The organism is Actinoallomurus sp. NPDC052274, from assembly GCF_040679475.1.
GTDB classification, from domain to species: domain Bacteria; phylum Actinomycetota; class Actinomycetes; order Streptosporangiales; family Streptosporangiaceae; genus Actinoallomurus; species Actinoallomurus liliacearum.
In genome coordinates this window covers 1-25,611 of sequence record NZ_JBFAUT010000092.1, presented here as the reverse complement: position 1 = coordinate 25,611, position 25,611 = coordinate 1, and the positions used below count along the sequence as shown (strand labels likewise).

Annotated in this window: 28 protein-coding genes and 2 pseudogenes; 17 read left to right on the top strand and 13 right to left on the bottom strand. The window is 70.6% G+C overall.

Translation table 11 applies throughout. The annotated features are described in order from the left end of the window. Positions 1 to 459 (bottom strand): MerR family DNA-binding transcriptional regulator (locus AB0K82_RS41895; protein ID WP_364408501.1); only part of this gene is annotated, 459 nt, incomplete at its 3' end. A 198-nt stretch (positions 460 to 657) separates the two neighbouring features. After that, positions 658 to 1,284, bottom strand: a complete 627-nt coding sequence (locus tag AB0K82_RS41890; protein ID WP_364408498.1) for a LysE family transporter — start codon at positions 1,282 to 1,284, stop codon at positions 658 to 660. A gap of 213 nt (positions 1,285 to 1,497) precedes the next feature. On the opposite strand from AB0K82_RS41890, the gene AB0K82_RS41885 reads away from it, so the two are divergent. From AB0K82_RS41885 to AB0K82_RS41875, 3 genes are all read left to right on the top strand, one after another. Further along, positions 1,498 to 2,358 carry an MFS transporter gene (locus AB0K82_RS41885; RefSeq protein WP_364408512.1) on the top strand — a complete coding sequence of 287 codons (861 nt, stop codon included), beginning with the start codon at positions 1,498 to 1,500 and terminating at the stop codon, positions 2,356 to 2,358. Next, entirely contained in the window at positions 2,316 to 3,779 is a 1,464-nt protein-coding gene (locus AB0K82_RS41880; RefSeq protein ID WP_364408495.1) for an EamA family transporter, read from the top strand. Before AB0K82_RS41885 ends, AB0K82_RS41880 begins: the two co-directional genes overlap by 43 nt. An 85-nt stretch (positions 3,780 to 3,864) precedes the next feature. After that, positions 3,865 to 4,512, top strand: a complete 648-nt coding sequence (locus AB0K82_RS41875) for a class I SAM-dependent methyltransferase (protein ID WP_364408492.1) — start codon at positions 3,865 to 3,867, stop codon at positions 4,510 to 4,512. A gap of 50 nt (positions 4,513 to 4,562) precedes the next feature. On the opposite strand, the gene AB0K82_RS41870 is transcribed toward AB0K82_RS41875, so the two are convergent. Next, complete coding sequence (locus AB0K82_RS41870) at positions 4,563 to 5,237, bottom strand: SUMF1/EgtB/PvdO family nonheme iron enzyme (RefSeq protein WP_364408489.1); 675 nt, start codon at positions 5,235 to 5,237, stop codon at positions 4,563 to 4,565. Positions 5,238 to 5,829: 592 nt separating this feature from the next. On the opposite strand from AB0K82_RS41870, the gene AB0K82_RS41865 reads away from it, so the two are divergent. From AB0K82_RS41865 to AB0K82_RS41855, 3 genes are read left to right on the top strand one after another with little or no spacing between them, the layout of a single operon-like run. After that, on the top strand, positions 5,830 to 6,255 hold the full coding sequence (locus AB0K82_RS41865) for a nuclear transport factor 2 family protein (RefSeq protein ID WP_364408509.1): 426 nt from the start codon (positions 5,830 to 5,832) through the stop codon (positions 6,253 to 6,255). A 26-nt stretch (positions 6,256 to 6,281) separates the two neighbouring features. Continuing rightward, on the top strand, positions 6,282 to 6,416 hold the full coding sequence (locus tag AB0K82_RS41860) for a hypothetical protein (RefSeq protein WP_345348194.1): 135 nt from the start codon (positions 6,282 to 6,284) through the stop codon (positions 6,414 to 6,416). Continuing rightward, positions 6,413 to 7,381, top strand: coding sequence for a pyridoxal-phosphate dependent enzyme (locus AB0K82_RS41855; protein ID WP_364408487.1), 969 nt, complete (start codon positions 6,413 to 6,415; stop codon positions 7,379 to 7,381). The genes AB0K82_RS41860 and AB0K82_RS41855 overlap by 4 nt, the downstream gene beginning before the upstream one ends. A 9-nt stretch (positions 7,382 to 7,390) precedes the next feature. Here the strand turns inward: AB0K82_RS41855 and AB0K82_RS41850 are convergent, their stop codons facing one another. Continuing rightward, complete coding sequence (locus AB0K82_RS41850; protein ID WP_364408484.1) at positions 7,391 to 7,981, bottom strand: TetR/AcrR family transcriptional regulator; 591 nt, start codon at positions 7,979 to 7,981, stop codon at positions 7,391 to 7,393. 94 nt (positions 7,982 to 8,075) lie between these two features. Here AB0K82_RS41850 and AB0K82_RS41845 point away from each other — a divergent pair, with 94 nt between their 5' ends. After that, on the top strand, positions 8,076 to 8,750 hold the full coding sequence (locus tag AB0K82_RS41845) for an alpha/beta hydrolase (protein ID WP_364408481.1): 675 nt from the start codon (positions 8,076 to 8,078) through the stop codon (positions 8,748 to 8,750). A 33-nt stretch (positions 8,751 to 8,783) separates the two neighbouring features. On the opposite strand, the gene AB0K82_RS41840 is transcribed toward AB0K82_RS41845, so the two are convergent. After that, positions 8,784 to 9,623, bottom strand: a complete 840-nt coding sequence (locus AB0K82_RS41840) for a helix-turn-helix transcriptional regulator (RefSeq protein ID WP_364408478.1) — start codon at positions 9,621 to 9,623, stop codon at positions 8,784 to 8,786. Positions 9,624 to 9,725: 102 nt separating this feature from the next. Between AB0K82_RS41840 and AB0K82_RS41835 the strand changes: the two genes are divergently transcribed. Further along, entirely contained in the window at positions 9,726 to 10,433 is a 708-nt protein-coding gene (locus AB0K82_RS41835) for an SDR family NAD(P)-dependent oxidoreductase (RefSeq protein ID WP_364408475.1), read from the top strand. A 210-nt stretch (positions 10,434 to 10,643) separates the two neighbouring features. On the opposite strand, the gene AB0K82_RS41830 is transcribed toward AB0K82_RS41835, so the two are convergent. Further along, a complete protein-coding gene (locus AB0K82_RS41830; protein ID WP_364408506.1) occupies positions 10,644 to 11,663 on the bottom strand; it encodes an NAD-dependent epimerase/dehydratase family protein in 1,020 nt (339 codons plus the stop codon). Positions 11,664 to 11,738: 75 nt separating this feature from the next. Between AB0K82_RS41830 and AB0K82_RS41825 the strand changes: the two genes are divergently transcribed. Together AB0K82_RS41825 and AB0K82_RS41820 are read left to right on the top strand one after the other, a co-directional pair. Then, positions 11,739 to 12,359, top strand: a complete 621-nt coding sequence (locus AB0K82_RS41825; protein ID WP_364408473.1) for a TetR/AcrR family transcriptional regulator — start codon at positions 11,739 to 11,741, stop codon at positions 12,357 to 12,359. 394 nt (positions 12,360 to 12,753) lie between these two features. Continuing rightward, positions 12,754 to 12,930, top strand: a pseudogene (locus tag AB0K82_RS41820) (NADP-dependent oxidoreductase); the annotation flags it as partial. 27 nt (positions 12,931 to 12,957) lie between these two features. On the opposite strand, the gene AB0K82_RS41815 reads toward AB0K82_RS41820, so the two are convergent. After that, positions 12,958 to 13,356 (bottom strand): Dabb family protein, encoded by a 399-nt coding sequence (locus tag AB0K82_RS41815; protein ID WP_364408470.1) that lies wholly within the window; start codon positions 13,354 to 13,356, stop codon positions 12,958 to 12,960. 113 nt (positions 13,357 to 13,469) lie between these two features. Here AB0K82_RS41815 and AB0K82_RS41810 point away from each other — a divergent pair, with 113 nt between their 5' ends. Next, positions 13,470 to 14,129, top strand: a complete 660-nt coding sequence (locus AB0K82_RS41810; RefSeq protein WP_364408467.1) for a TetR/AcrR family transcriptional regulator — start codon at positions 13,470 to 13,472, stop codon at positions 14,127 to 14,129. Positions 14,130 to 14,237: 108 nt separating this feature from the next. Here the strand turns inward: AB0K82_RS41810 and AB0K82_RS41805 are convergent, their stop codons facing one another. Beyond that, positions 14,238 to 15,167 (bottom strand): RNA polymerase sigma-70 factor, encoded by a 930-nt coding sequence (locus AB0K82_RS41805; RefSeq protein WP_364408464.1) that lies wholly within the window; start codon positions 15,165 to 15,167, stop codon positions 14,238 to 14,240. A 422-nt stretch (positions 15,168 to 15,589) separates the two neighbouring features. On the opposite strand from AB0K82_RS41805, the pseudogene AB0K82_RS41800 reads away from it, so the two are divergent. From AB0K82_RS41800 to AB0K82_RS41790, 3 genes and pseudogenes are all read left to right on the top strand, one after another. Beyond that, a pseudogene (locus tag AB0K82_RS41800) lies at positions 15,590 to 15,847 on the top strand (Tn3 family transposase); the annotation flags it as partial. A gap of 188 nt (positions 15,848 to 16,035) precedes the next feature. Beyond that, a complete protein-coding gene (locus AB0K82_RS41795; RefSeq protein ID WP_364408461.1) occupies positions 16,036 to 16,215 on the top strand; it encodes a hypothetical protein in 180 nt (59 codons plus the stop codon). Beyond that, a complete protein-coding gene (locus AB0K82_RS41790) occupies positions 16,212 to 16,982 on the top strand; it encodes a hypothetical protein (protein WP_364408458.1) in 771 nt (256 codons plus the stop codon). Before AB0K82_RS41795 ends, AB0K82_RS41790 begins: the two co-directional genes overlap by 4 nt. A gap of 239 nt (positions 16,983 to 17,221) precedes the next feature. On the opposite strand, the gene AB0K82_RS41785 is transcribed toward AB0K82_RS41790, so the two are convergent. The 4 genes from AB0K82_RS41785 to AB0K82_RS41770 form a co-directional block, all read right to left on the bottom strand. Beyond that, positions 17,222 to 18,367 (bottom strand): DUF6596 domain-containing protein, encoded by a 1,146-nt coding sequence (locus tag AB0K82_RS41785; RefSeq protein ID WP_364408455.1) that lies wholly within the window; start codon positions 18,365 to 18,367, stop codon positions 17,222 to 17,224. Continuing rightward, the gene (locus tag AB0K82_RS41780) at positions 18,364 to 18,774 is read right to left on the bottom strand and encodes a YciI family protein (protein ID WP_364408503.1); all 411 of its coding nucleotides are present in this window, start codon (positions 18,772 to 18,774) and stop codon (positions 18,364 to 18,366) included. The genes AB0K82_RS41785 and AB0K82_RS41780 overlap by 4 nt, the downstream gene beginning before the upstream one ends. Positions 18,775 to 19,110: 336 nt before the next feature. After that, positions 19,111 to 20,022, bottom strand: coding sequence for an aminoglycoside phosphotransferase family protein (locus tag AB0K82_RS41775; RefSeq protein ID WP_364408452.1), 912 nt, complete (start codon positions 20,020 to 20,022; stop codon positions 19,111 to 19,113). A gap of 178 nt (positions 20,023 to 20,200) precedes the next feature. Beyond that, entirely contained in the window at positions 20,201 to 21,385 is a 1,185-nt protein-coding gene (locus tag AB0K82_RS41770; RefSeq protein WP_364408449.1) for a hypothetical protein, read from the bottom strand. 257 nt (positions 21,386 to 21,642) lie between these two features. Between AB0K82_RS41770 and AB0K82_RS41765 the strand changes: the two genes are divergently transcribed. Both AB0K82_RS41765 and AB0K82_RS41760 read left to right on the top strand, forming a co-directional pair. Next, positions 21,643 to 22,113 (top strand): hypothetical protein, encoded by a 471-nt coding sequence (locus AB0K82_RS41765; protein WP_364408446.1) that lies wholly within the window; start codon positions 21,643 to 21,645, stop codon positions 22,111 to 22,113. A 106-nt stretch (positions 22,114 to 22,219) separates the two neighbouring features. Further along, a complete protein-coding gene (locus AB0K82_RS41760; protein WP_364408443.1) occupies positions 22,220 to 23,755 on the top strand; it encodes a transposase in 1,536 nt (511 codons plus the stop codon). A 38-nt stretch (positions 23,756 to 23,793) separates the two neighbouring features. Here the strand turns inward: AB0K82_RS41760 and AB0K82_RS41755 are convergent, their stop codons facing one another. After that, positions 23,794 to 24,189, bottom strand: coding sequence for a MerR family transcriptional regulator (locus AB0K82_RS41755; protein WP_364408441.1), 396 nt, complete (start codon positions 24,187 to 24,189; stop codon positions 23,794 to 23,796). Between the two features lie 61 nt (positions 24,190 to 24,250). Here AB0K82_RS41755 and AB0K82_RS41750 point away from each other — a divergent pair, with 61 nt between their 5' ends. Then, positions 24,251 to 25,366, top strand: coding sequence for an alkene reductase (locus AB0K82_RS41750; protein WP_364408438.1), 1,116 nt, complete (start codon positions 24,251 to 24,253; stop codon positions 25,364 to 25,366). Positions 25,367 to 25,611: the final 245 nt, after the last annotated feature.

Here is a 25,611-nt window from a genome sequence, read left to right as displayed (position 1 = left end):
CGCAGACCTGCGTGCAGCAGAAGAAGCCGGCCGTGCAGGTCCAGTCGTACAAGGACCAGCCGACGTCGATCCTGGCGGTGCGGTCGGGCCGGGCGCCACGTCGGGAGCCTGCCGGGCCAGCGCCTCGAGGGCCTCGCTCGCCGTGTCGAGGGACGACCGGTGCTGGTGCAGCGCCGCGTGCTCGGCGTCCACGAGGGTGAGCGCCCGGGGCAGGTCCTCGGCGTGCACCGCCCGCATGATCGCCTGAGCGGCACGGAGCCCGTACCCGCTCATGAGCGCTCGGTAGGTGAGCAGGGCGTGGCGGTGCCGGTCCTCGAACCGGCGGTAGCCGGCGGCGGTTCGCGTGGCGGGCGGCAGGATGCCCGCCTCCTCATAGTTGCGGATCTGCTGTGTCGAGACACCCGCCAGGCGCGCCAGATCGATGGAGCGGAGCCCCGTCCGCCCGCCAAGTTCGGTCATGGGACCTCCTTCGTCGGTCCCATGACCATGGTGCCGTGCCGATCGATTCCCCTGCTTCGCCCGGTCATGAGGTGAAGAGTACGGCCGCGTACCCGGCATGATCCGCCGGCCCGGCAGCCCCGAGTCGCCGCGTCTCGACGCCGGGCGCCGGGTCACTGACGGCTCGGCGGAGGACACCGGCCCGTCGATGGCCCGGTGTCAGGTGATGAGCAGGTTCAGGGCCAGGGCGGTCATCACCAGGCTGGAGACGAGCGCGGTGACGAGCCGCCCCCGGGCGCCGGTCAGCGCCCGGCCGAGGAGCACGCCGCCGCCGGCCAGCAGCAACTGCCAGCTCGCGGACGCCGCGAAGGCGGCCAGGACGAACACCGCCCGGCGCGGCTGGTCGGCGGCCACCGTGTTCTGGCCGCCCAGCACGAGCGCCGCGAAGTAGACGACGGTGGTCGGGTTCAGCATCGTGATCGCCAGCAGTCCCAGGTAGGCCCGGCCGGGACCCATCGGCGGCCCGGCGGCCCGAGCGGGTGCCGCGCGTTCGCGGTACCGGGCCACCGCCCCGGCCAGTCCCCGGACGGCCAGCACGATCAGTACGAGGGCCGAACACCAGCGCAGCGGAACCAGCACCGGCCGGATCGTGGCGGCGACGGCGGAGCCTCCCACCGTCGCGACCAGCGCGTACAGGCCGTCGGCCGTGGCCACGCCGAGCGCGGCGCACGCGCCGGTCGTCAAGGACGTCCGGGTGGTCAGCGCGATGAGGTAGGCGGCGACCGCTCCGACGGGGACCGCGATGCCGTAGCCGGCGAGCAGTCCCGCGACCAGGGCGGCGATCACGGCCGGGCGGCGATCGGCCTCCGTGGCCGGCCCTGCTGCCGCTGGACCCGCACCGGTCGGACGGCGGTGGTCGGCGGCAGTACGGCGCTGGTCGTGGTCATGTGCGGATCGTGCCTGCCGTCCGGCCCGCCCGGCAACCGGTTTTCGGCCCACGCGACGCCCCCGAACAGCCGCGACGCGTGACCGCCCGTACCATGACGATCGCCAGAGGCGATCCCGCACGAACGAACGGGGGAGCGACCCCTCGCGGACGTCCAGTCGGGGCTGGGCCCGTTCGTCGCCGTCTACCTCGTGACGATCCACGGCTGGAATCCCGCGGGGATCGGCCTCGTCATGACGATCGCCGGCCTCGCCACGATCGTCGCGCAGACGCCGGCGGGCGCGGCGATCGACCGAACCCGTCGGAAACGAGCCTGGATCATCGGCGCGGCCGCCCTGGTCTCCGTCGCGGCAGTCGTCGTGACCCTGGCGCCGACGTTTCCGGTGGTGACCATGACGCTGGTCGTCAGCGGCATGGCGGCCGCGGTGTTCCCACCGGCGCTGGCCGCGATCGCTCTCGGCCTGGTGGGGCCGGAACGGTTCACCTATCGCATGGGGCGGGTCCAGGCGTTCAATCATGGCGGCAACGTGGTCGCCGCCCTCGTGGCCGGAGCGGTGGGATACCTCCTGACCTCCCGTGCGGTCTTCTGGCTGATCGGCCTGCTCGGACTCGGGGCCGTTCTTGCCGCGTGCTCGATCAGGGGGCGGCTGATCGACAACGATCTGGCGCGAGGGTTCCGGCCGCACGCCGAGCCCGGGGAACGGCCCTCCGCGTGGCGGGCGCTGTTCACGCTGTCGGACAACGCGTTCTACCTGCTGTCGGTTCAGGTCCTCGACGGTGTGGGCGCCGGGATCTTCGACGCGCTGTTCCCCCTGGTGATCGCCGACCTGACGCGTGGCACCGGCCGCTCACGCTGTTCGCCGTCGCCGTCCCCGAGACCGCCGAACGAAGGCGCCTTCCGTACTACCTCGAATCGAGCTAGTGTCGTTCCGTGTCTCGTCGTTGGTCGACCGGCCTGCTCGGCCTGTGGGTGACGCTGACGCTCGGCGTCCCGTTCCTGCTGATCTCCGTCGCCGGGCGTGCGCTTCCCGCCGACGTGCTGACCTGCGTCCGCTTCGCGCTCGCCGGCCTGACCCTCCTGACGGTCATGGCCGTGCGCCGCGGCCCGGCGCGGGCGGCCGCCGACGTCGCCGGACTGTTGTGCGCCAAGCCGGGCGAGACGCTCGCCGTCGGAGCGTGCAGCGCCGCACTCCCCTCCGTCCTGATCAGCCTGGGCGAACACCATGTGGCGAGCGGCGTGACGGCGCTGCTCCTGGCCGGCACGCCGATCTGGATCGCCGTCGGCGGCCATGTCCTGCTGCCCGCGGAGCGCCTGCGCCCGTACCAAGCGGCGTGCCTGGCCGTCGCCCTGGGCGGGACGGCGCTGCTGACGACCGGTGCGCCCGGCGGGTTCACCGTCTGGTCGGTGCTCCCGCTGGCCGCCGCGGTGGGTTACGCGGCCGGCAACCTGCTCGTACGCGGCCGCCTCCGGCACGACGACGCGCTCACCCTCACCTGTGCGCAGATGACGGTGGCGACCGTCATGGCCGCGCCGTTCGCCGCCGCGCACCTGTCCCGGATCACCTGGCGGCCCGGCCCGTGGCTGGCCACCGTCCTCCTCGGCGTCGTGTGCTCCGGACTGGGCTGGCTCGCCAACACCGTCCTCATGCAGCGAGTGAGCGCCGTACGCGCCTCCCTCGTCTCCTTCGCCGCGCCGGTGGTCTCCGTCCTTCTCGGGGCGATCGTCCTGGGCGAGCACCTATCATCGCTACAGTCGGCGGCGGCCGGGGTCGTACTGGCGGCCATCATGGCGTTCGGCGTCCTGTCCCGTGCGACCGCGCGGCCGAGCGCCCGTCGGGAGGTGCGCGCCATCCTCGAACTCGCGATCCTCGGATTCCTCTCCGAGCACGCGATGCACGCCTACGAGCTGCGCAAGCGGATCACCGTGCTGGTGGGGCACGTACGGCCGGTCAGCGACGGCTCCCTGTACCCCGCGCTGCAGCGACTGCGGCGGCAGGGCCTGGTGACGCGCCGTCCCGAACCCGGCTCAGGGGGACCGGCTCGTCAGGTCTTCGAGCTGACCGATGAGGGACAGGCCGAACTCCGGCGTCGCCTCACCGAGCCGGACGAGCTGGAGATCACCGACCGCAACAAGTACTTCGTTCTGCTGGCCTTCCTGCATCTGCTGCCGTCCAAGCAGGCGCAGGCCACGGTGCTCCGCCGGCGTCTGGAGTTCCTGGACGACCCGGGACGCGGATTCTTCGTCCACGACGACCGTGTGCTGCGCCAGGACGAGCTCACGTCTCCGTTCCGATCCGGTATTCAGCACATCGCCCGGGCCACCACCTCGGCCGAGCGGGCGTGGCTCGGCGAGATGCTCGGCAGGATGGAGGAGGCTCCGGACACCGCCTCCTGAGACCGGCCCGGCACGTGCCCGCGGACCTCGACCGGTTCCGCCCCTGCGGCCCCCGCCGTGCGAGCCTCGTGCGATGCTGTCGGCCGTGGAAGATCATGGAGGCCACGACTCCGTCCGCCGCGGCTACGACGCGGTGGCCGAGGACTACTTCGCGGGATTCCGCGACGAGCTCGCGGGCAAGCCGCTGGACCGGGCGCTGCTGACGTCCCTGATCGAGCAGGCCGGCCGGGACGCGCCGATCGCCGACCTGGGCTGCGGCCCGGGGCACGTCGCGGGCTGGCTCGCCGACCACGGCGTACGCGCGGTCGGCGTCGACCTGTCCGGGGCGATGGTCGAGGTCGGCCGCCGGGAGTATCCGGCCGTCGAGTTCCGCGAAGGGGATCTACTGGCGCTGCCGGCCGCGGCCGGTGAGTTCGGCGCGGCCGTGGCGTTCTACTCGATCATCCACCTGCACCCCACCGAGCTGTCCCGCGCCTTCGAGCAGGTCCATCGGGCGCTGCGCCCCGCCGGGCTGTTCCTGCTGTCCTTCCATATCGGCACGGAGATCCGGCACCTGGACGAATGGTGGGGTCATTCGGTGGACATCGACTTCCGGTTCCTCGAACCCGCCGACGTCGCCGGGGCACTGGAGGCGGCCGGATTCACGGTCGAGACGCGCGCCGAGCGCGTGCCCTACGCCGGTGAGGTGGACACCCGCCGCGCCTACCTGCTGGCCCACCGGGCCGGCGCGTGACGGCCGGCGACGACGCCCGGTAGGGCGGGACCCCGGTCGAGCACCGGGGTTCACCGCGACCGGGCGAGGCGGAACCCGAGGTCATCGATACGGAAGGTGGGGTGGCTCTTGCGCCGGGACGAGGCCCGGCAGCCCCAGGTGCGGTCGTGTGCGCCCCCGCCGCGGAAGACGCGGTACGGGCCGTAGACGGCGGGATCGTAGAGGTCCCAGCACCATTCCCACACATTCCCGATCATGTCGTGGAGACCCCAGGCGTTCGGCTTCTTGGCCCCGACCTCGTGCACCACGCCGCCGGAGTTCGCGCGGTACCAGGCGATCTCGGCCAGCTCGCCGTACCGGACGCCCGTGGTCCCGGCCCGGCAGGCGTACTCCCACTCCGCCTCGGTCGGCAGCCGGTAACCGTCGGCGTCCCGGTCCCAGACGACGTCCAGCCCGTCGACGTCGTCGCCCCCGGAGTAGCACGGTCGAAGCCCCGCCGCCCGGGAGAGGCGATTGCAGAACTCGACGGCCTCCCTCCAGGAGACGTCGGTGACCGGCGTGCGCGGCCGGGCGTCCGCCACCGGTCCTCCGCCGCGTACCTCCCGGTACAGGTCCCAGGTCACCGTGTGAGCGGCGAGCCGGAAGGCCGCGACCTCGACCTCCCAGCTCCGCTTCGTGCCCTCGTCCCGCAGCACGACCTGTCCGCCGGGGATGTCCACCAGACCGACGACTGATTCGCGTTCCATGATCGCCCAATCCCACCATGCCCGCGGCCGGCGGACGAGCCCGATATGACCGTCTCGGTGTCGGCCATGCTCAGCGCCCATGGGAATTCTCCGTCGACGTCCTTCGTCTCGGCACGCCGTTCGGCACCCGGGCTCCGATGGTCAGGGTCCTCATGGGCGATGCCCACGGCGGCCCGGCCGACCGACCCTTCCGGAGGTCCGTCCAGGGGATCTCCGATTGCTCAGCATCGTTCTGCGACCCAGAGGATGTCCAGGGCCGAACGATCACGACAACGTCGCCACCGCGGGGTCACAAGACGTCACCTACCGGTTCATGGGGGTGACCCACCGGGCTCACGTCGCCTTCCACGGCGCCGGCTTCGGCATCACGGGCATCGCCTCATGCTGACGGCGCTCTTGTGGCGTCGTGTCCCGCAGGTGCCCCTCCCGGCGGGCGAGCGAAGGTCCTTCAGCAGGCGCACCGGCTTATCGGCGGTGAAGGCGGACGTTAGCGTTTCAAACGAGACTCGGGAGCTACTGTCGTTAGGAGAAGCGCGTCCGATCGTTCGAGGAGGCCGCTTTGACCGCACGACCACCCTTCCCGCCATTCACGATGGAGACCGCGTCGGAGAAGGTCCAGGCCGCGGAGGACGCCTGGAACACTCGTGATCCCGAACGCGTGGCGCTCGCCTACACCGAGGACTCGGTCTGGCGGAACCGCGACCGGTTCATCACGGGCCGGCCGGCGATCATCGCCTTCCTGCGCGACAAGTGGGACCGGGAACTCGACTACGCCCTCCGCAAGGAGCTGTGGGGATTCCACGGCGACCGGATCGCGGTGCGCTTCCAGTACGAATGCCACGACGCGACCGGTCAGTGGTGGCGCAGCTACGGCAACGAACTGTGGGAGTTCACGCCTGAGGGTCTGATGAGCCGCCGCGAGGCCAGCATCAACGACGTCCGCATCGCCGAGGCCGACCGGAGGATCTTCGGGCCCCGCCCCGCCGAGGAGCGCGGCGCCCTCCTCCCGGTCCACTGAGGTCTAAGATCCTCGCCGTACGCGGGGTGGCGCGGCAGGTCGCCGCCCGGCTCGGCATCTCCCGGGCGTCCACCTACGACCATCTCGCCGAGGCCCGGACCGCGGCCTCGCCCGACGGCGCCGAGCCCGGTGCCATCGCCTCGCAGAAAGACGGAGCATGACCGACACATCCCCGGTGACCCTGGAAGACGTCCGTTCGGCCGCCGCCCGGATCGAGGGCGTCGCGCACCGTACCCCGGTGCTGCGCTCCCGCACCCTGGACGCGCTCGTCGGCGCCGAGGTCTTCCTCAAGTGCGAGAACCTGCAGCGGATCGGCGCGTTCAAGTTCCGCGGCGCCTACAACGCCGCCTCCCGGCTGACGCCGGAGCAACTGGCCAAGGGCATCGCCGCGTACTCCTCGGGCAACCACGCCCAGGCCGTCGCCCTCGCCGCGCGCGAACTCGGGACGACCGCGGTGATCCTCATGCCCGAGGACACCCCGAAGTCGAAGATGGACGCCACCGCCGGCTACGGCGCGGAGATCGTCACGTACGACCGGTACACCGGCGACCGGGTCGCCATCGGCGAGGCCCTGGCGGCCGACCGCGGCCTGGCGCTCATCCCGCCCTACGAGCATCCGCACGTCATCGCGGGACAGGGCACCGCCGCGCTCGAACTCATCGAGGAGGTCGGCGAACTCGACGCCCTGGTGGTCCCGGTCGGCGGCGGCGGGCTGATCGCCGGCAGCGCGACGGCCGCCAAGGGCCTCACCCCGGCGATCCGCGTGATCGGCGTGGAGCCGGAGGCGGGGGACGACACCAGACGGTCCCTGGAGGCGGGCCGGCGCGTGTCCATCCCCGTGCCCCGCACGATCGCCGACGGCCAGGCCGCGGACATCCCGGGCGAGCTGACCTTCTCCATCAACCGGCGGCTGGTCGACGAGATCGCCCTGGTCACCGACGACCAGATCCGCGAGGCGATGCGGCTGGCCTTCGAACGCATGAAGATCGTCATCGAGCCGAGCGGTGCGACTCCGCTGGCCGCCCTCCTGGCCGGCCGTATCGCCCCGATCCCGCCGCGCGTCGGTGTGATCGTCTCCGGTGGCAACATCGGCGCCCGGCGCTTCGCCGAGCTCTGCGGCGGCTGACCGCCTCGGTCAACCGGTCCCGGAGGCGGCGGACAGGAGGGTGAGCGCGGCCTGACGGGCGTGCTCACCCGCGCCGGCGGCGTCGTGGTGGGCGGCCACGACCGTCGCGCCTTCGACCAGCATGAGCAACTGCCGGCCCAGAGCCCGTGGGGCGGCGGCTCCGGCCCGCTCGGCGATGTCGGTGAGGAGCTCGAGATAGCGGTCCAGATGACGGGCCGTGATGGCGCGTACGGTCTCCACGTGGTGCTGGGCGGCGGCGTTGAGCATCGCGCAACCGCGGAAGACCGGGTCGTCGTACCACTGCTGCAGAGCCTCGAACACCGCGGTGAGCCGGCGGGCGGGGTCCGGTCCGGCGGCCGCGACGGCGTCGGCCAGCCACCGGGTCACCCGCTCGCTCCGCTCTTCCAGCATCGCCCGCACCAGCCCATCCTTGGTGCCGAAGTGCCGGTAGAGCGTCTCCTTGGACACCCCGATACGGGTGCACAGCTCGGCGACGCCGATGCCGTCGAGGCCGCGCTCGTACAGCACCGGAGTGGCCGCTTCGAGGATGGCGGCGCGAGTCCGCGCCGGGTCGATGGTCGAGCCCTTGGGAACCGGCATGCATGGATAGTACCGACCGGTTCCATCCCGGTTACGATTAAACGATCGTACCGATCGGTTCGATCTTTGGGTTCGGTCATGGAGGAGCACGACTGTGGCGACATATGTCCTCATCCCCGGCATGTGCCATGGGGGATGGTGTTTCGAGGAGCTCACCGGGCGGCTTCGCGCGGAGGGTCACCGCGTCCACCCGCTGACGCTGACCGGGCTCGCCGAGCGCGGTCATCTGCTGCACGGAGGAGTCAACCTGGACACGCACATCCGGGACGGCGTCGGAGTGCTGGACGCGGAGAACATCGAGGACGCGGTGCTCGTCGGCCACAGTTACGGGGGAATGGTGATCACCGGGATGGCCGACCGCGCGCCCGACCGGGTCGGGACCCTCGTCTTCCTGGACGCCATGGTGCCCGGCAACGGCGACTCCTGCTGGTCACTGGTCACCGATGAGGAGCGGCGGTGGTACACGGACGTCACCGACACCGGCTACGGCGTACGGCCACTGCCGTTCTTCGACACGCGGGCCACGCCCCATCCGCTCGCCTCACTGATGCAGCCCCTGCGGCTCACCGGCGACCTGGCCCACCTCCGGCGCAGGGTCTACGTGTACGCGGCCGGGTGGGCCGGGCCCTCCCCGTTCACGCCCGTCTACCGGCGGCTCCGCGAGGACCCCGCGTGGACGACGTACGCGCTGGACGGCGGGCACAACCTCATGCGGGACGCACCGCAGGACCTGCTGAAGGTCCTGCTGGAGGCCGCCGAGCCGGGCTGACCGACGGGGAGGCCACGGCCGCCGCCGTGGCGGTCAGCCGACGAGTGCCTGAGTGCCCAGCACGGTGGCCAGGGCCAGGCGTTCGGCGTCCTCCGTGCCGGGCTCGGCCGTGTAGATCATGATGTGCAGGTCGCTGCCCGCCACGGTGAGCACGTCACAGTCCAGCGTCAGGGTGCCCACCTGCGGATGGTCGATCGTCTTGCGCGCCGCCTCGTGGCGGCCGACGGCACCGGAGTCCCACAGCTCGGCGAACCGCTCGCTGTGCGCGCGCAGGTCCGCCACCAGCCGCCGGAGCCGCGGATCGCCCGGGTAGCGGCCGGCGGTCGCGCGCAGGTCGGCGACCAGAGCGGCCTGCAACGCGCGCCGGGACTCCGGCGTCTGCCGGGTCCGGCCCTCGTGGCCGAGGAAGTTCCGCCACACGCCGTTGCGCTCGTTGCCCCGCCAGCCGGACGGGTCACCCATCAAGGCCGCGTACGGCGGGTTGGCAACGAGCAGTGTCCAGGACGCGTCGTAGACCGCCACGGGCGTCCCGGCCAGCCGGTCCAGCATCCGCTGGACGCTCGGGGTGATGTACGCGGGCACCGTGTCGGGGCCCGGCGGCGCCAGTCCGGCAAGGCGGAACAGATGGGCCCGCTCGTCGCCCGACAGCCGCAGGGCCCTGGCGAGGGCCTCGACGACCTGCGCGGACGGGTTGGCCGCGCGGCCCTGTTCGAGACGGGTGACGTAGTCGACGGAGATCCCCGCCAGCAGCGCCAGTTCCTCGCGGCGGAGGCCGGGCGCGCGCCGCTGCCCACCGGCGGGCAGCCCGGCGACCTCGGGTGAGACTCGGTCGCGCCAGCGGTGCACCGTCCGCCCGAACTCCGTCGTGGTCATGTCCACCAGTGTGCACGGCCGGCCGAGGACCTGCCTGGTACCGGTGGTCCCAGGAAGACGGGACGGCTGGGTGTCGCCGGCACGCGGCGGCAGCCTGGAGACATGACGACAACACTGATCACCGGAGCGAACAAGGGACTCGGTTACGAGACCGCCCGTCGACTCATCGCCGCGGGCCACACCGTCTACATCGGCAGCCGGGACGCCGAACGCGGTCGCCGGGCCGCCGAGCGGCTGGGCGCGCGGGCGGTCCTCCTCGACGTCACCGACGACGCGTCCGTCGCCGCGGCGGCCAAGACGATCGAGGCCGACGGCGGCCTGGACGTACTGGTCAACAACGCCGGCATCGAAGGGCGGACGCAGGACGGGGGAGTGGTCGGCGCCGCGGAGGTGACCGCGGACGTCATGCGGGAGATCTTCGAGACGAACGTCTTCGGCGTCGTGCGCGTCACCCACGCCTTCCTGCCGCTGCTGCAGCGGTCCGCGGCCCCGGTCGTGGTCAACGTCAGCAGCGGCCTGGCCTCGCTGACGAGGGTCACCGCCGAGGGCACGCCGACGTACGCGTACCCGGGAGTCGCCTACCCGGCGTCGAAGACCGCGGTCAACATGGTCACCGTGCAGTACGCCAAGGCGTTCCCGACCATGCGGATCAACGCCGTCGAGCCCGGTTACACCGCCACCGACCTGAACGGTCACACGGGCACCCAGACGGTGGAGGAGGGCGCCGAGATCATCGTGCGCATGGCGCAGGTGGGCCCCGACGGCCCGACCGGCGGCTACTTCGACGCCGAGGGCACTCTTCCCTGGTAGGCGTCCTGCTCCCGAACGTGTCCCCAGCCCCAAAGCGGCGGTCTGTGATGACGGGGCGGGCGTTCATCTAACAGATGACGTGATCGGTGAAGTAGTTGATCGCCCGGGTGAAAAACCGGCGGCGCAGGATCCGAGGCAGCAGCCGACCGTGGACGGTCAGCCGCGCACTACCGTGAGACATGGAACCTCCGGCCGAGAGCGGATGCGGGATCAGACGAGTCCGTGCTCGACAAGGCTGCGGCCGGTCTCCTCGATCGTGTCGGGTATCGAGCGGAGAGGCCGGCCGAGGAGCGCCTCGGCGGGTCCCCGGTCGAAGCGTTGCGTCAAGCCGATGAGCCATCGGTTGTCGCGAAGCTGAGGTTCGAACATGCTCGCGGCCCAGGTCAGCCAGGTCGGCATCGCGCGGGTGGGCATCTTCCTGCTCGCCTCGGGCAGCCTCTCCCGCAGCACCGCGGCGACCTCGATCAGCGATGACGGATCGGTGGCGACGATCGTGCGGCTGCCGCCCGCCGTCTTGGCGGTCATGGCCTCGATATGCGCGTCGGCGACGTCTCGCACGTCGATCCACGGAAGGCGCAGGTCGGGAATCATCGGCAGCGCACCTGCCATGATCTGCTGGATCGCCGTGACCGAGGTTCCCGGGTCGTCGGAGAGAAGCGGGCCGATGACCCCGCCCGGGTTGATGACGGCGAGGCGGTCGCGTGCGCCGCGTCGCTCGGTGACGTCCCACGCCGCGCGCTCGGCCCGGACCTTCGAGGTGACGTAGGCGCCGAGACCACGCTGCTCGAGCGGAGTCCAATCGGATGCCGTGAAGACGTGACCCTTTCGCGCCGGGGCGTACTGCACCGTCGCGAGGGCAGAAGTGACCACCACGCGCTCCACGCCCGCATCGAGCGCGGCATCGATCGCCCTGGTCGTGCCCTGAACGGCAGGACGGATCAGATCATCGGGATCCTTCGGCTTCGTCGTGACGAAGGGGGAAGCAACGTGCTGCACGAAACGGCACCCTGCGGTCGCGGCCGCCCAGCCCTCGTCCGAGAGGAGCTCGAGCTGCACGATCTCAAGCAAGGTGTCGTCCGCGCCCGCGGTCGCCATCGCAGCGCGCACCTCGTCGGCGCGGGCCGGGGACCGTACCGACCCGCGGACCGCATACCCGCGGCGCAGAAGCTCTGCGGCGATGTGACCACCGATGAACCCTGAGACGCCCGTGACCAGAACTCTGTCCGCCATATCCACCCCATCGACCTGCTATCTTCTCAGTGAGCAGTTTACGGACGATCTACTCACTGTCAAGATGTAGGCATCATGGTGACCGAAGAGTCCAGGACCGGTGATCGCTACCATCACGGCAACCTGCGCGCGGCGCTGCTCGACAGCGCGCTGGACGTATTGACCGAGAGCGGCGTCGCCGGCTTCAGCATGCGCGAGGCAGCCCGACGGGCCGGCGTCTCGCAGTCCGCGCCCAAGTACCACTTCGGCGATACAAGCGGGCTCCTCGGCGCGCTCGCCACGCGCGCCTACCGCCAGTTGTGCGAGCGCCTCGAGGCGGTGGAGCTCTCCGGGCGCGATGTGCGCGAGCGGGTGGCGGCGCTCGCACTCGCATACGTTGCGTTCGCGCGGGACAACCGCGCCCTGTTCGACCTCATGTGGCGCATGACGCAGTTCGACTACAACGATCCAGAACTGGCCGAGTATAAGCACCGCGCCCTGCGCGCCCTGGATCGCGTCCTGCGCGGCACGGATGCCGCGCAGACGGCCGAGGGTGCCGCGCTGGTGCAGAGCTACGCGGTGTGGTCGCTCGTGCACGGCTATACCACCCTCGCACTGGAGGGAGCGATCGACGAGGAAGCCGCCGACCCGTTGACGAGCGACCTGCTCCCCGCGATGCTCCGGCTCGTCGATGTACACCCCAGAGATCGGCGGTAATCGACGAAGGCTCCACGTCGTGGCAGCGCAGCCTCACTCGCCGGCCCCAACGCAGCCGTGCCCGGTCCGCGCTCACTTCAGCGCGTGCCGCCCAAGGCTCGATGCGGCCGACCTCCTCGATGGCCCGGTAGGTGGAATGCTTGGGGCCGCCGCGGGTGAAGCGCCGCAGCACCTGCTCGGCCTCGGCGGTGGCCGGCCGCAGCGCGGTGGCGTACTCGCTACGCCCGGCACAACCGACTCGTGACGATCACGAACCGCAACCGTGATCTACCTCATCGCTACTTGGGGCTGGGGTCACGTTCGGGAGCAGGACGCCTGGTAACGGGAGAGCACCGGCCTGCGTCGTCCAGGCCCGTCCCGCCGGGTCTGGACCTCGTGCGCACCGCCCACCGTGAGCCTCGCGGCCTGGCAGCCCCTCGTGCGCGTGGTCCGGATCCGGCCGGGGCAGCGTGTGCTCGTCCACGCGGCAGCCGGTGGGATCGGCCACCTCGCGGTGCAGATCGCCAAGGCCCACGGCGCGTACGTCATCGGCACCGCGCGTGGGGACGAACACGGCTTCCTGCGGGAGCTGTACGACCGGGTCTGCCACTGTGCCCGGTCAGGCGACCTGTACGTCCGGAATCGCGTTCAGCAACTCGCCCCATTCGGGGTATGTCGCGACCTTCTTCAGATGCATGGCCACGATCTTCGCCGCCAACTCCGGGTCCGGGTCGTCCGAGAAGCGCACGGCGGACAGCCGCGCCAGGCGCGGGATGATGAGGTGGTCGCCCTCCAGGTGCACCGGGTCGTACATGTAACGCTCGAGCGCCGCGAGATCCTCGACCGCGGCGCAGTACACGTGCGTGTAGCCCTCTGCCGGATCTCCCAGGTCCTGTCCGACGGTCGAGAAGGACACCGACTCGACCGTCGCCGTGCGCCGCATGGCGGCCAGTACCTCGGCTCTCTCCTCGTCGGTCGTCCCGTCCCGGAACGCGAATCGCAGCAGGTTGACGAGCACAGGTCTCTCTATTGAACTCGCTGGTTCATTTGCTTGAGCCGAACGATACATAAGATCACCGGGATGGTGAACCGGAGAGTTCAGTGGATCGTCCTGATTGGTAGCCTGTGAGGGTGACGGACACGGCTTCCACCAAGCGGTCGGCCCCGCGTGGCCGGATCGACAAACGGGTGGCGATCCTGGACGCCGCCTTCACCGTCTTCGCCCGTCGTGGTTACGAGCAGGCGGGTGTGCAGGAGATCGCTGAGGTGGCGGGCGTCGCCAAGCCGACCGTGTACAACCACCTCAGCGACAAGGAGAATCTGTTCCGGCACGCGATCGAGGCCGCGGCCGACGCCGTCATGGCGGACAACCTCGCTGTCGTCGACCGGATGCGTGACGCCGGCGACGACCTTCATGCCGCCATGGAGGACGTCGCCTACCGCATGCTGCGGATCTGTTGCGACGAGCGTTCCCGCGCCCTACGGCGGCTCGCCTTCGCCCAACTCAACCGTTTCCCTGACGTGATCGAGGTCGTGCATCGGCGCACCTCCGGCCGGCTCGCCGAGGGGCTGGCCGACCGGCTGGCGCGGTTGTGCCTGTCCGGGCACCTGCGCCCGTGCGACCCAACGCAGGCGGCGGAGCAGTTCCTCGCGCTGCTCACCGGTCCGATGGAGACCCGCTCCCAACTGGGCAGCCGGAAGGTGAGCGCCGCGGAGACCCGTGCCGTGGCGGCCGCCGCCGTCGACACCTTCCTGCGGGCATACCGCGCGACCCCCGTGGATCCCTCCTGACGCGTCGGCGGCGCCGGCGGAACGCGCCGGGGGAGGACTTCATCGCGCCGTCGCCGGCGACGTGCGGGTGGAGGTGCCGTTCGCGCACTCGTTTCCGGGGTTCTGGGCTCAGCGGCGCAGGGCGGTCTCCCGCTCCATGCGCGACAGCTTCTCGGGGTTGCGTACGGCGTAGAGCCCGGTGATGAGACCGTCGTCGACGCGCATCGCCATGACGGTGTCGACCTCGCCGTCGAGCCGGAGAACCAGCGCCGGATAGCCGTTGACCTGTGTCGGCTGCAGCGACGCAGCGCCGAACCTGCTCAACCCGGCGGCCAGAGGGGCCACCCGGGCGGCCCCCACAATGGGCTCCAGCGCTGCCTGCGCGAGTCCGCCACCGTCGCCGAGGAAGACGACGTCGGGCGCGAGGATGTCGAGCAGACGTTGGAGATCGCCGGTTTCGATCGCCTGGTGGAACGCGTGCAGCGCGCCTCGGGTCTCGGCCGGGGAGACGGTTCCGCGCGGTCGGCGGGCGGCGACGTGTGCGCGTGCACGGTGGGCGATCTGGCGGACCGCGGCCGGGCTCTTGTCGACGGCTTCGGCGATCTCGTCGTAGTCCAGGTCGAACACGTCACGCAGCACGAACACCGCCCGCTCGGTCGGCGCGAGCGTCTCCAGTACCAGCAGCATCGCCATCGAAAGGTTGTCGGCCAGCTCGACGTCCTCGGCCACGTCGGGCGCGGTCAGCAGCGGCTCGGGCAACCACGGGCCGACGTAGGCCTCCTTGCGGCGACGGAGCGTACGCAGCCGGCCGAGTGCCTGGCGGGTGGTGACCCGGACCAGGTAGGCACGCTGATCTCGCACCGTGTCGAGATCGACGCCCGTCCACCGCAACCAGGTCTCCTGCAGGACGTCTTCGGCGTCGGCGGCCGAGCCGAGCATCTCGTACGCGACGGTGAACAGCAGGTTGCGGTGGGTCACGAACGCCTCGGTGGCGGCGTCGGTTCGGTCGCCGCCGGCGAGCGGGTCTGCTGTGTCCGTCGGCTTGCCGTGCTCGCTCATGGTCGGCTCCTGCCTGTTCGCTGTCGACTGTGCCACACGCATCAGATGCCGGTCGCCGTCGTTCTGTGACATCCAGGGGTCGATGGCGTAGGTCACATCACCGTGCTGTCACAGGGACCGGGAGGACCGACGGCGCGCGCGTGGCGCTCCGCGCGGACCTGACGGCCCGGTCGGTGTCGACCGCAGGTGTTCGCTGAGTACGGGCGGCGCGGGCAGACGGTTTATGAGCATTCCTGGCAGATCCGTGAGCTGCTGGGGTAGCGGGACTTCGCCGAGAGGGAGGCCGAGGTGCGCCGCCACGTGGCGGCGCGGGCGTGGTCGAGGACCGAGTGACCGCGGGCGCTGTTCGACCGGGCCGTGGTGCACCAACACCCGCGCCACCTATGGCCCGCTGGACCACATGCCCCGCCACACCGTCGCCGGAAAGCCGCCACCGCCTCGCGTGCCGCATCGCCTTCGGCAACCTCGGGCAGCTGCGCCAGCGCTACCGCGAGGGGATGGCGGACCAGCTCGGCGCGCTCGGCCTGGCCCTGAATGCCGTGGTGTGGTGGAACACCCTCTACTTGGACGCCGCCGCCGAACAGATCGGCGCCGGCGGGTTCCCCACCACCGACGAGATGTGCGCCCGGCTCTCGCCGATCGCCCACGAGCACATCAACTTCCTGGGCCGCTACGCTTTCACCCGCGACGACGCAGGCTCGGAGTTGCGGCCGTTCCAGACCCGGCCGCCGGGGGATGCGGTTTCCGCGCTGTCTCGCCGGGCCGACTCATGGGGCGCCGTACCCCGTCGGCGGGGAGCGCAATGCCGGTGACGTAGCCGGCGCCGGGGCCGCACAGCCACAGCACGGCCTACCCTCCGTGACGAGGCATGGAACACCTCAGACCCCCCGTCTACGAACACCGCGACGCGGAGCCGCTGCTCCCGCTGATCGCGTCCGGCCTGGAGAAGGATCCGGACGACCGGCCCGGCCTCGACGCGTTCCTCGAACGTTGCTCCGCGCTCGCCGAGGGCGGGGACGCTCCGCTGCCGGAGCCCGCAGCACGATGATCGCCACGCGGGTGGCGGAGACCGAGGTGCTGGCGCCCCCGCCGCAGGACGCGCCGGGGAACGGTTGGCGGTTCCCGCCGCTCGGACGAATGAAGCTCCCGATGGCCGCGGTCGTGGGCGTCCTGCTGGTCGCCTTCGCCGCCTGGGCCAGCGAGGACGACGGAAACGCACCGGCCACCTCCAAGACCATCACCACTCCCCAGCAGCCCCCGCCTTCCCCGACATCCGCGCCTCAGCCGTCCGAGACCGCGAGCGCCACCGACAGTGCCACCCCCACCCCCACATCCGATCCCACCCGCAAGGCGTTCGAGAAGATATCGGCGGGCGACTGCCTGGACGCCTACAAGCGTCCGTCCGGCGAGTGGAGCAGGAGCAAACCGCGCGCGGTCGCCTGCGGCCGCTCCGACGCCTACTTGAAGGTGCTCAAGGTGGTCGACGACTCCTCCAAGTGCAACAGGCACGGCGCCGATCTGGACGGGGAACTGTGGTGGAGCCACGGCGAGGACGCGAACGAGATCGCCCTCTGCGTGCAGCGGCAGTTCCGTACGGGTGACTGTTTCCTGGCCACAAAGGGGGAGAACGAGAACTCGGTCGCCATCAACAACGCGGATCTGATGACGTCGTGGCCCTGCGGGGCCGGCTCCGCTCCAGGCGAGTACGACTTCATCCTCCGTATCACCGCGTTCACCATCGGTGCCCGCCCGCCGGGCGGCAGAAGGGTCCACTGGGAGATCCGAGGCCGCACCCTCTGCACCCGCATCGTCTGACCACGTCCGCCACCACGGCGCCGGCGCCAAACCTGGAACGGATCCTGCCGGCCGCGCGGGACCTGGTCATCGAGCGCACCCCCACCGGCCGTGAGGATGTCCCGGCCCCGGAACTGCCGGTCACCCTCGACATGCCCGGCTCCTGCACTCAGCTTCCGCACGGACCTCACCCGGGCGCGCAAGACCGCACCAGGTGAGGGTCGGCGCGCGAGCGGCCTGGCGAGAGGGCGACGCCGCACTCACGGACGCAGCAGTTGCCGCATCCGTGCGGCCTCTCGAGTGAGGTGGTCGCGTTCCGGCATGCTGGTGGCCGCGCGGGCGGCCTCGGCGTACAGCTCGGCGGCGTGCTCGAGGTCGCCGGCGCGTTCGTGCAGGTATGCCGTCACCGCGGCGTAACGGGGCAGGTCGGGGCTCACACCGGCCAGTGCCGCCAGGCCGGCCTGCGGTCCGTCGGCCTCGCCGACCGCCACCGCGCGGTTGAGCCGCACCACCGGACTGCCGGTGAGGAGCACCAGTTCGTCGTACCACTCCACGATCTGCACCCAGTCCGTCTCCGCGGCGGTCCGGGCGTCCGCGTGCAGGGCGGCGATCGCGGCCTGCGCCTGGTACTCGCCCAGCCGGTCGCGGGCCAATGCGGCCTGCAGAATCGTCACCCCCTCGGTGATCAGGCCGGTGTCCCAGCGCGACCGGTCCTGCTCCCCGAGCGGCACCAGGCGACCGCCCGGGCCGGTGCGAGAGGCGCGGCGCGCATGGTGCAGCAGCATGAGCGCGAGCAGCCCCGCGACCTCCGGCTCGCCGGTCAAGGCGTCGAGCTGGCGGGTGAGGCGGATCGCCTCGACCGCCGGCTCGACGTCTCCGCCGTATCCCTCGTTGAAGACCAGGTACAGCACGCGCAGCACCGTCCCGAGATCGCCGGGCTGGTCGAGGGTCAGCCCCGCGATCCGCCGCTTGGCCCGGCTGATCCGCTGCGCCATCGTCGCCTCGGGGACCAGGTACGCCGCCGCGATCTGCCGCGTGGTCAGGCCACCGACCGCGCGCAGCGTCAAGGCGACGGCCGAGGCCGGCGGCAGGGTGGGGTGCGCACACAGGAAGTAGAGCCGCAACGTGTCGTCCGCGGCGGGCGCCGGACCTGCGGGAGGCTCGGCGTGTACGGCGAGTTCGCGGCCCCGCCGCGACGCCTGGGCACGGGCGGCGTCGAGGAACCTGTGCCACGCGACCGCGACCAGCCATCCCTTCGGATCGCGCGGTGGATCGTCCGGCCAGGTCTCCAGCGCCCGGATCAGGGCTTCTTGCACGGCATCCTCGGCCGACGCGAAGTCGGCTCCGCGCCGGACGAGGACACCGATCACCGCGGGCACGAGCTCCCGCAGCAGCGGCTCCTTCACTCGGTCACCGTGGGTGAATCGGTGAGAAACGGCCGGACCTCGAGCCACTCCTGGATGGGCGCGCCGCCGGGCCCGGGAGCGGCGGACAGTTCCCCGGCCAGCTCGACCGCGCGATCCCAGGACTCCACGTCGATGATGTACCAGCCGGCGATGAGGTCCTTCGTCTCGGCGAACGGACCGTCGGTCACCGGCGGGCGCCCCTCGCCGTCATACCGCACGAACGTGCCCTCGGGCGTCAGGGCTTGGGCGTCGACGAACTCACCCGTCTCTTCCAAGCGGGCCGCGAAGTCGCGCATGAACCGCACGTGCGCGTCGACCTCCTCCGGCGTCCACTGGTCCATCGACACGTAGTCCACAGCGGGGGCCGGGCCGCCTCGGTAGTGCTTCAGCAGCAGGTACTTCACGATGGTTCTCCTTCGTCGTCGCGCGGCCCCTCGTGGCCGCTCTTGTCCCTGGGACGGAGCCGGCGCCACATTCTCGACACCCGAGGCTCATGACTTCTCCACGTCCGGCACCGGCGAGATCGCCGCACCGGCCGACAGGAGTCTCTCCGCCAGCGCACGGCAGCGTTTCCTGAGCTCCGGACCCGCACAGCCGTCACGGTCGTCTCCACCGCAGGACATGCTCGCCCGGGTGCTCTCGTGGAGATCGACGCCATAGCGATCATCCCGGAGTAGGACGAGACACACGGATCGCGGCAAGACGGCGTCACCGTCTGGGAGCCGCGCCCATGTGGGAGAGGGTCAGCCCGAGCCGGATGTCAGAACACGATCGAGCGCCGCCCGACCTGCGGGTCCCCAGGTCGGCTTGCCGCCAGGAAGGCATCTCTCCCCGTTCTGGCCCATAAGAATGAGGAAAAGGCTCTTCAGAGCGGCCAACCCTCGGGCGCGTCGAATGGTCGCCTCGTCCGCATGCGCGTACGCCTCGAAGAACCGTGAGTCCGCGCCCGCGGGAAGGAGCAGCCACGCGGCCGCGAGGTCCCATGCCGGATCGCCGGCGAACATGGCACCGAAATCAATGACGCCCGAGAGCGTCCCGCCCGAGACGACGACATTCGCGGGATGGAGGTCACCGTGCACCCATACTGGCGGGCCCTCCCACTCGGGGGCCGCAACAGCATCGTTCCAGACGTCCCAGACGGCCCGGATGTCGGCGGCGATGCCGCCGGGGGCAACGGCTCGCAAGAACTTCTCGAAGCCGTCCGTGCACTCCTTGGGGTGAGCGCCGCGGTCCGAACTGGCCGGCGCCTCGGCGGGTGCCTCCACGTGGAGCGCTCTGAGGAAGCCCGCCAGAGTGTCGGCCGCGTGGTCGCCGCGGCTGATCGAGGTGTAGTCCAGTGGCTCGCCGGGCACCCACGTCATAATGCTCCAGGGCTTCGGGAAGCGCGCGGACGGTTCACCGATCCGCACAGGAGTCGGAACCGGGAGCGGCAGGCGCGGGGCCAGGTCGGGCAGCCATCGGCACTCCTTGCGCTGGAGGTCCGGGGCACATTCCGTACGGGGCATGCGCACGGCCAACTCATCCCCAAGGCGCCACATTTGGTTGTCCCAGCCGCCCGCTACTTCGCGGACGGCCAGCCCGGCAAGGTCCGGATGCTGGTCCTTGAGAAGCTCGTGCACCAGCTCTGCGGTGATCTCGATCTCGGGGTCGGCCATGCGAAGTCACAGTACGTGAGGCAGGCGGACCGGGCACTCACTCCCGGAATGTCCGCCGCAACGCCCGTTCCCGGCCTCGGGGAAACATCGGTACAGCCGTTGGCGCTGAGAACGATCTCCAACGGGGGAGCCGTGGGGTTCGAGGCTGGGGGACCGGCGGAGGCGGCGGCACCGCGGATCAGTCCCGATGTTCCTCCCGGGTCCGTCCTTGCTCCTCGTGGCGGGCGCGCAGTTCGGCGGTGATGGCGCGTTCGCGCTGGGCGTCCGCCTCGGCGCGAGCCGCGGCGCGGTCGCGTTCCAGGTCACGGACGCGGGCGTGTTCGGCACTCAACCGCAGGCGCGCCTCCTCCAGCTCACCGCGCAGGCGTTCAGCGGCCGCTCGGGCCTCGGCGGCTTCGGCACGGATCCGGTCCGCGTCCGCGAGGGCAGCGTCCCGTACGGCGACGGCGGTGGCGCGCTCGGCCTCGGCGGAGGCAGCCCTGGTCTCGGCGCGCTCCCGGCCGGCCTCGGCGACCTCCGCCCGAGCGTGGGCGACCGTCCGGTCCCGGTCGGCCTGTAGGGCCACGGTCCGCGCCTCGGCGAGCTCGGCCCGAGCCTCCTCCAATCGCGCGCGGGCCTGTTCGGTCTCGCTTTCGGCGCGCTGGGCAGCGGCCAGGGCCTCGGCCTGCGCGCGCCGCGCGGTCTCGGCGTCCCGCCGGGCGCGTTCGGCCTCGGCTCGTGCGCGCTCGACGTCTTCGGCGGCCGTCCGGCGGATGTTCTCGATCTCCTGAGCGGCCCGCCGAGCCGTCTCCTCGGCGGTGTCCTCGGCCTGACGCACCAGGTCCGCCGCCTCTGCCTGGACGCGTTCGGCCTCAGCGCGCGCGTGATCGGCGGCGTTCCGAGCCTCCGCCTGGCCACGCTCGGCCTCCTCCGTCCGCTGCTCGGCGGCCGCGGCGCGGGCGTCGGCGTCCGCGGCGGCCTGCTGAGCCTGCTCGGCGAGGCGGGTCGCCTCTTCCCGAGCCGCCATGGCGGCGGCCACCCGAGCCTGCGCCTGCGCGCGCTCGGCGCTCAGCCGGGCCTCGACGCCGCGCGGGGACAGCTCGGACTCCAGCGCGGACGCGAGGGGAGCGAGGGCGGCGGTGAGGCCCTGCTCCATGCGGTCGTAGAGGTCTTCGGCGCGGGCGAGCGCCCCTTCGAGGCCGGGCACCGCGCGGCGCAGCTCGCGGTCGCGTTTGGCGCGGGCCTGGCAGTCGCCGTCCGGACAGTACGCACGCGGCCGCCCCCGTCCGGTCCGCTGGGGGACCGGACGCCCGCAGTAGCGACAGGGCCGCTCCGCCGACTGTGTTTCGTTCGCGTCGGCATCTTGGGCGCTCGAGATCGTCACGGCAGCACCCTAGCATTTTCTGTTTTTCTGTTTCTAGAAAATAAGAAGTCCTAGAAAAACATCGCGCTAACCCACGGGAATGATGATTCCCGCAAGTTACGCTGAGCCACGGTCGACCGGAGTCAGGTGATCGGTGTTGTCCTGGCGCAGCCCATCTGATGCGGGCGCGAACTACCAGATGCGGCGTGTCGGCTATCTGATGCCGACTCAGTGAATCTGATGCGGGGCTGGGAGCGCGCCTGTCAGGATCGCCAGAGATGGTGATCGCCATGGGGTGGGTCGGGAGGGGACGGGTGGGCAGCGATCGGGTCGCGCCGCGGGTCTCGTGGGATGAGTTGCAGGCGATGATGCCGGCGGTGATCAAGGAGACGTTGCCGTTGGTTCCGTGGCGGATCGAGCGGCTCTGGAAGTTGGAACTGCCGGTCCGGAAGGTCGCGGTGGCGGATCTGGCGTGGTTGTTGGAGCTGCCGCTGTGGCAGTCGGACGGCGTCCGTTTCCAGGTCACGCCCGCTCAGGTGCGTGAGGATCCGCAGCGTTATCCGGATCACTTCGCGCGGGTGATGGCGTGTGACCTGGGGTATCCGATCCACCTGGTCGAGTACAACGGCCGGCTGGTGGTCTTGGACGGCTTCCATCGCCTCGTGAAGGCGGCCGTTGAAGGGCGCAGTGAGATCGATGCGATGGTGCTGTCTCAGCAGGACCTGGAGCTGATCTGTGCTTCGAGCTGAGCTTGCGTCGCAGAACGGTCGATGTTCGAACGCAGCGGGCTTCGAAGTGGTGTTTCTCGACGGCGAGCACCATGAGGTGCGGCGGCCGTTGGTATCTGCGGCGGACGTGGCGTTCGAGCTGGCGTCCTCGGTGCGAAGCTTTCCGGCCTACCGTGGCCAACGAGAGGACAACCGCGACGTCCACTACGCCGCGCTGGCCAAGCCCGTCGACGCCGCGGCGTTCATCACCGATCTGAAGAGCCGGATGGGCTCGGGGCTGGACCGGTTGAACGACGCCCTCGCGAAGGACACGGCCGGTGGGGTGCGGGTCATCACCCGCAAGGGGCAGCCGTGGGTGAGCGTGCCGAAGCTGGAGAAACTGCCCGAGCCCAAGAACCTGGCTGCGCTCAAGGCCGAGGTCCAGCGGCGGTGGGGCACCATCGACCTGCTCGACATCCTCAAGGACACCGCGTTCTTGACCGGCTTCACCGACGAGTTCACCTCGGTCGCCACCCGCGAGGCCCTGGACAAGGAGACGCTGCGCCGGCGACCGCTGCTGTGCCTGTTCGCCCTCGGCACCAACATGGGGATCAGGCAGATCGCCGCCACCGGCGAGCATGGGGAGGACGAGGGCGCGCTACGCCGGGTGCGGGCCAGCCACATCACTCGCGAGAACCTGCGGGCCGCGATCGCCCGGGTCGTCAACGAGACCCTGGCCGTCCGCCAGGCCGAATGGTGGGGTGAGGCGACCACCACGGCGTCGGACTCCAAACGGTTCGGCTCCTGGGAGTCGAACCTGATGACGGAGTTCCACGCCCGCTACGCCAACTACGGCGTCATGATCTACTGGCACGTCGAACGGGGCCGGGCCTGCATCTGCTCCCAGCTCAAATCGTGTTCCTCCTCCGAGGTCGCCGCGATGATCGAAGGGTTGCTGCGGCACTGCACCGACGCGCAGATCGAGACGAACTACACCAACACCCACGGCGCCAGCGTGGTCGGGTTCGCCTTCACCGAACTCCTCGGCTTCAAGCTCCTGCCCCAGCTGAAAAACACCGGCTCCACCCGCCTGTACTCGCCCGAGGCGGGCCCGGCCACCTGGTCGAAGCTGGAACGCATCATCAAGAACCGGCCGATCAACTGGGAGCTGATCGCCAACCACTACGACCAGATGATCAAATACGCCACCGCGCTCCGGCTAGGCACCGCCGAGGCCGAGCAGGTCCTGCGCCGCTTCACCAAGGGCGGCCCCAAACAGCCGGTCTACCTGGCCATAGAAGAACTCGGCCGCGCCGTCCGCACGATCTTCGCCTGTGACTACCTCGCCGACGAAGCTCTACGCCGCGAGATCAACAGCAGCCCGCAGGTCGTGGAGAACTGGAACGGCGCCAACGACAAGATCTTCTACGGCAAGGACGGCGTGCTCACCGGCGAAGACCGCGAACACGCCGAAGTGTCCATGCTCGCCCTGCACCTGCTGCAGTCCTCGCTCGTCTACGTCAACACCCAGCTCATCCAAGCCGTCCTGCGTGATTCGGAATGGGCCGAGCGACTCACCCCCGAAGACCGTCGAGGACTCAGCCCGCTGTTCTGGACGCACATCAACCCCTACGGACGCTTCCGCCTGGACATGGACGCCCGGCTGGACCTCACCGCCGCCTGACGACTCTGGCAGCACGAGCCCTGGCACAAGTGAAGCGCCTACTGCTGGTCTTTGCCCTGGTCCGTGCTGGATCGGGGGCGGCCCGCAGCTGTGATGATCACCTCGTCCAGCACATCCCGAGAGCGGAGCAGATCTTGGATTTGGCGATCTATGCGCTCCCGCTCGACAACGAGGTCGATGGTCAACCGCGCGTCAGCGGTCGCAGCCGGCCCACCGTCGGAGTCCCGCATACACGGCAGCAACTGCGCGATCTTGGAACTGCACAGCCCTGCGGCATACAACTCCTGGATCCGTGCAACGCGGTCAACGGCACCGTCCGTGTACTCGCGGTGGCCGCCAGGCGTGCGTCCCGCTGTCAAAAGGCCCTGCGTCTCGTAGTAGCGCAAGGACCGCTCACTCACCCCGGTACGCCGGGACAGCTCACCGATCCGCATGACACACCTCACACCGCCCGAGCTTGAATCTGACATTGATGTCACATTCTATGGTGTCGGCATGACGGACACAGCAGCCGGATCGCGCCTATTCGCTCCCTACCGACTCGGCTCCTTCAACCTGGCGAATCGCCTGGTCATGGCACCGATGACCCGGAACCGCGCCACCGCTGACGGTAGTGCGACGCCACTCATGGCCGACTACTACGCCCAGCGCGCCTCCGCCGGGTTGATCATCGGCGAAGCGTCCACTCCCAATACCGTCGGGCAGACCTACCCGAACATCACCGCCATCCACACCGACGCCCATGTGGCCGGATGGCGGCAGGTCACCAAGGCGGTGGACGCCGCAGGCGGAGGGCCGATGTTCCTGCAGATTCAGCACGGCGGCCGCATCGGACACCCCGACAACAGCGGACTGACACCCATCGCCCCCTCCCCGATCCCCCTTCCGGAGGCCATCCACACCCCCAGCGGCCGCCAAAGCGCCGTCGTGCCACGGGAGATGACGCTTGAGGACATCCGGGCCACCGTGGAAGACTTCGCCGCCGCCGCCCGCCGGGCCATCGACGCGGGTTTTTCCGGTGTTGAGGTGCACAGCGCTAACGGCTACCTCCTCCACCAGTTCCTGGCTCCGAACACCAACCGCCGCACCGACGCCTACGGCGGTCCCGTGGCCAACCGCATCCGGTTCGTGGTCGAGGTCATCGACGCCGTCGCCGAAGCCATCGGCCCCGAGCGCGTTGGCCTGCGCATATCCCCTGGCATCACCTTCAACGGCATCGCCGACGACGACGCCGACATCCTGTACCCGGCACTTGTCGCGGCCGTGGCCGGCAACGGCTTGGCCTACCTGCACATCGCCTTCGCCGACCCCGACAAGCCGCTCTTCCAGCGCATCCGCGCGAACTGGCCCGGCACGCTGATCGCCAACCCAGTGCTGCCCCTGGATCAGATCCCCGCTGACGGCGGTAGGAACGCGGCCGAAGGGCTCCTGGCCGCAGGAGCCGACCTGATCGCCCTGGGCCGTCCCTTCCTGGCCAACCCCGACCTCGTCGAACGGCTCCGCACCGGCGCCCCCATCAACCCGGTCCGGGACGGGTATGTGACGTATACGGGCGGCCAGGCCGGCTACACCGACTACCCAACCCTGCAATCCACCGGGGCAGGGAGATGACACCAGCCACCGCGGCGGTGCACCAGCCAGCCCCAGTGCTGACGTGTCCGCGACGGCGCGGTGGCGGTTCACAGGCCGCGAGGTGTTGAGAATCGAACGATTCTCAACACCCTGGCCGGCCGGGGCCTCGGACCGCGCCCACCGCCTCGTAGTGAAGCGTCCCGGGTCTGTTGGAGGCTCGATTCCCTGAGAGGATCGAGTCATGGCACGTCCGTCCCCCTATCCCCCTGAGCTGCGCAACCGCG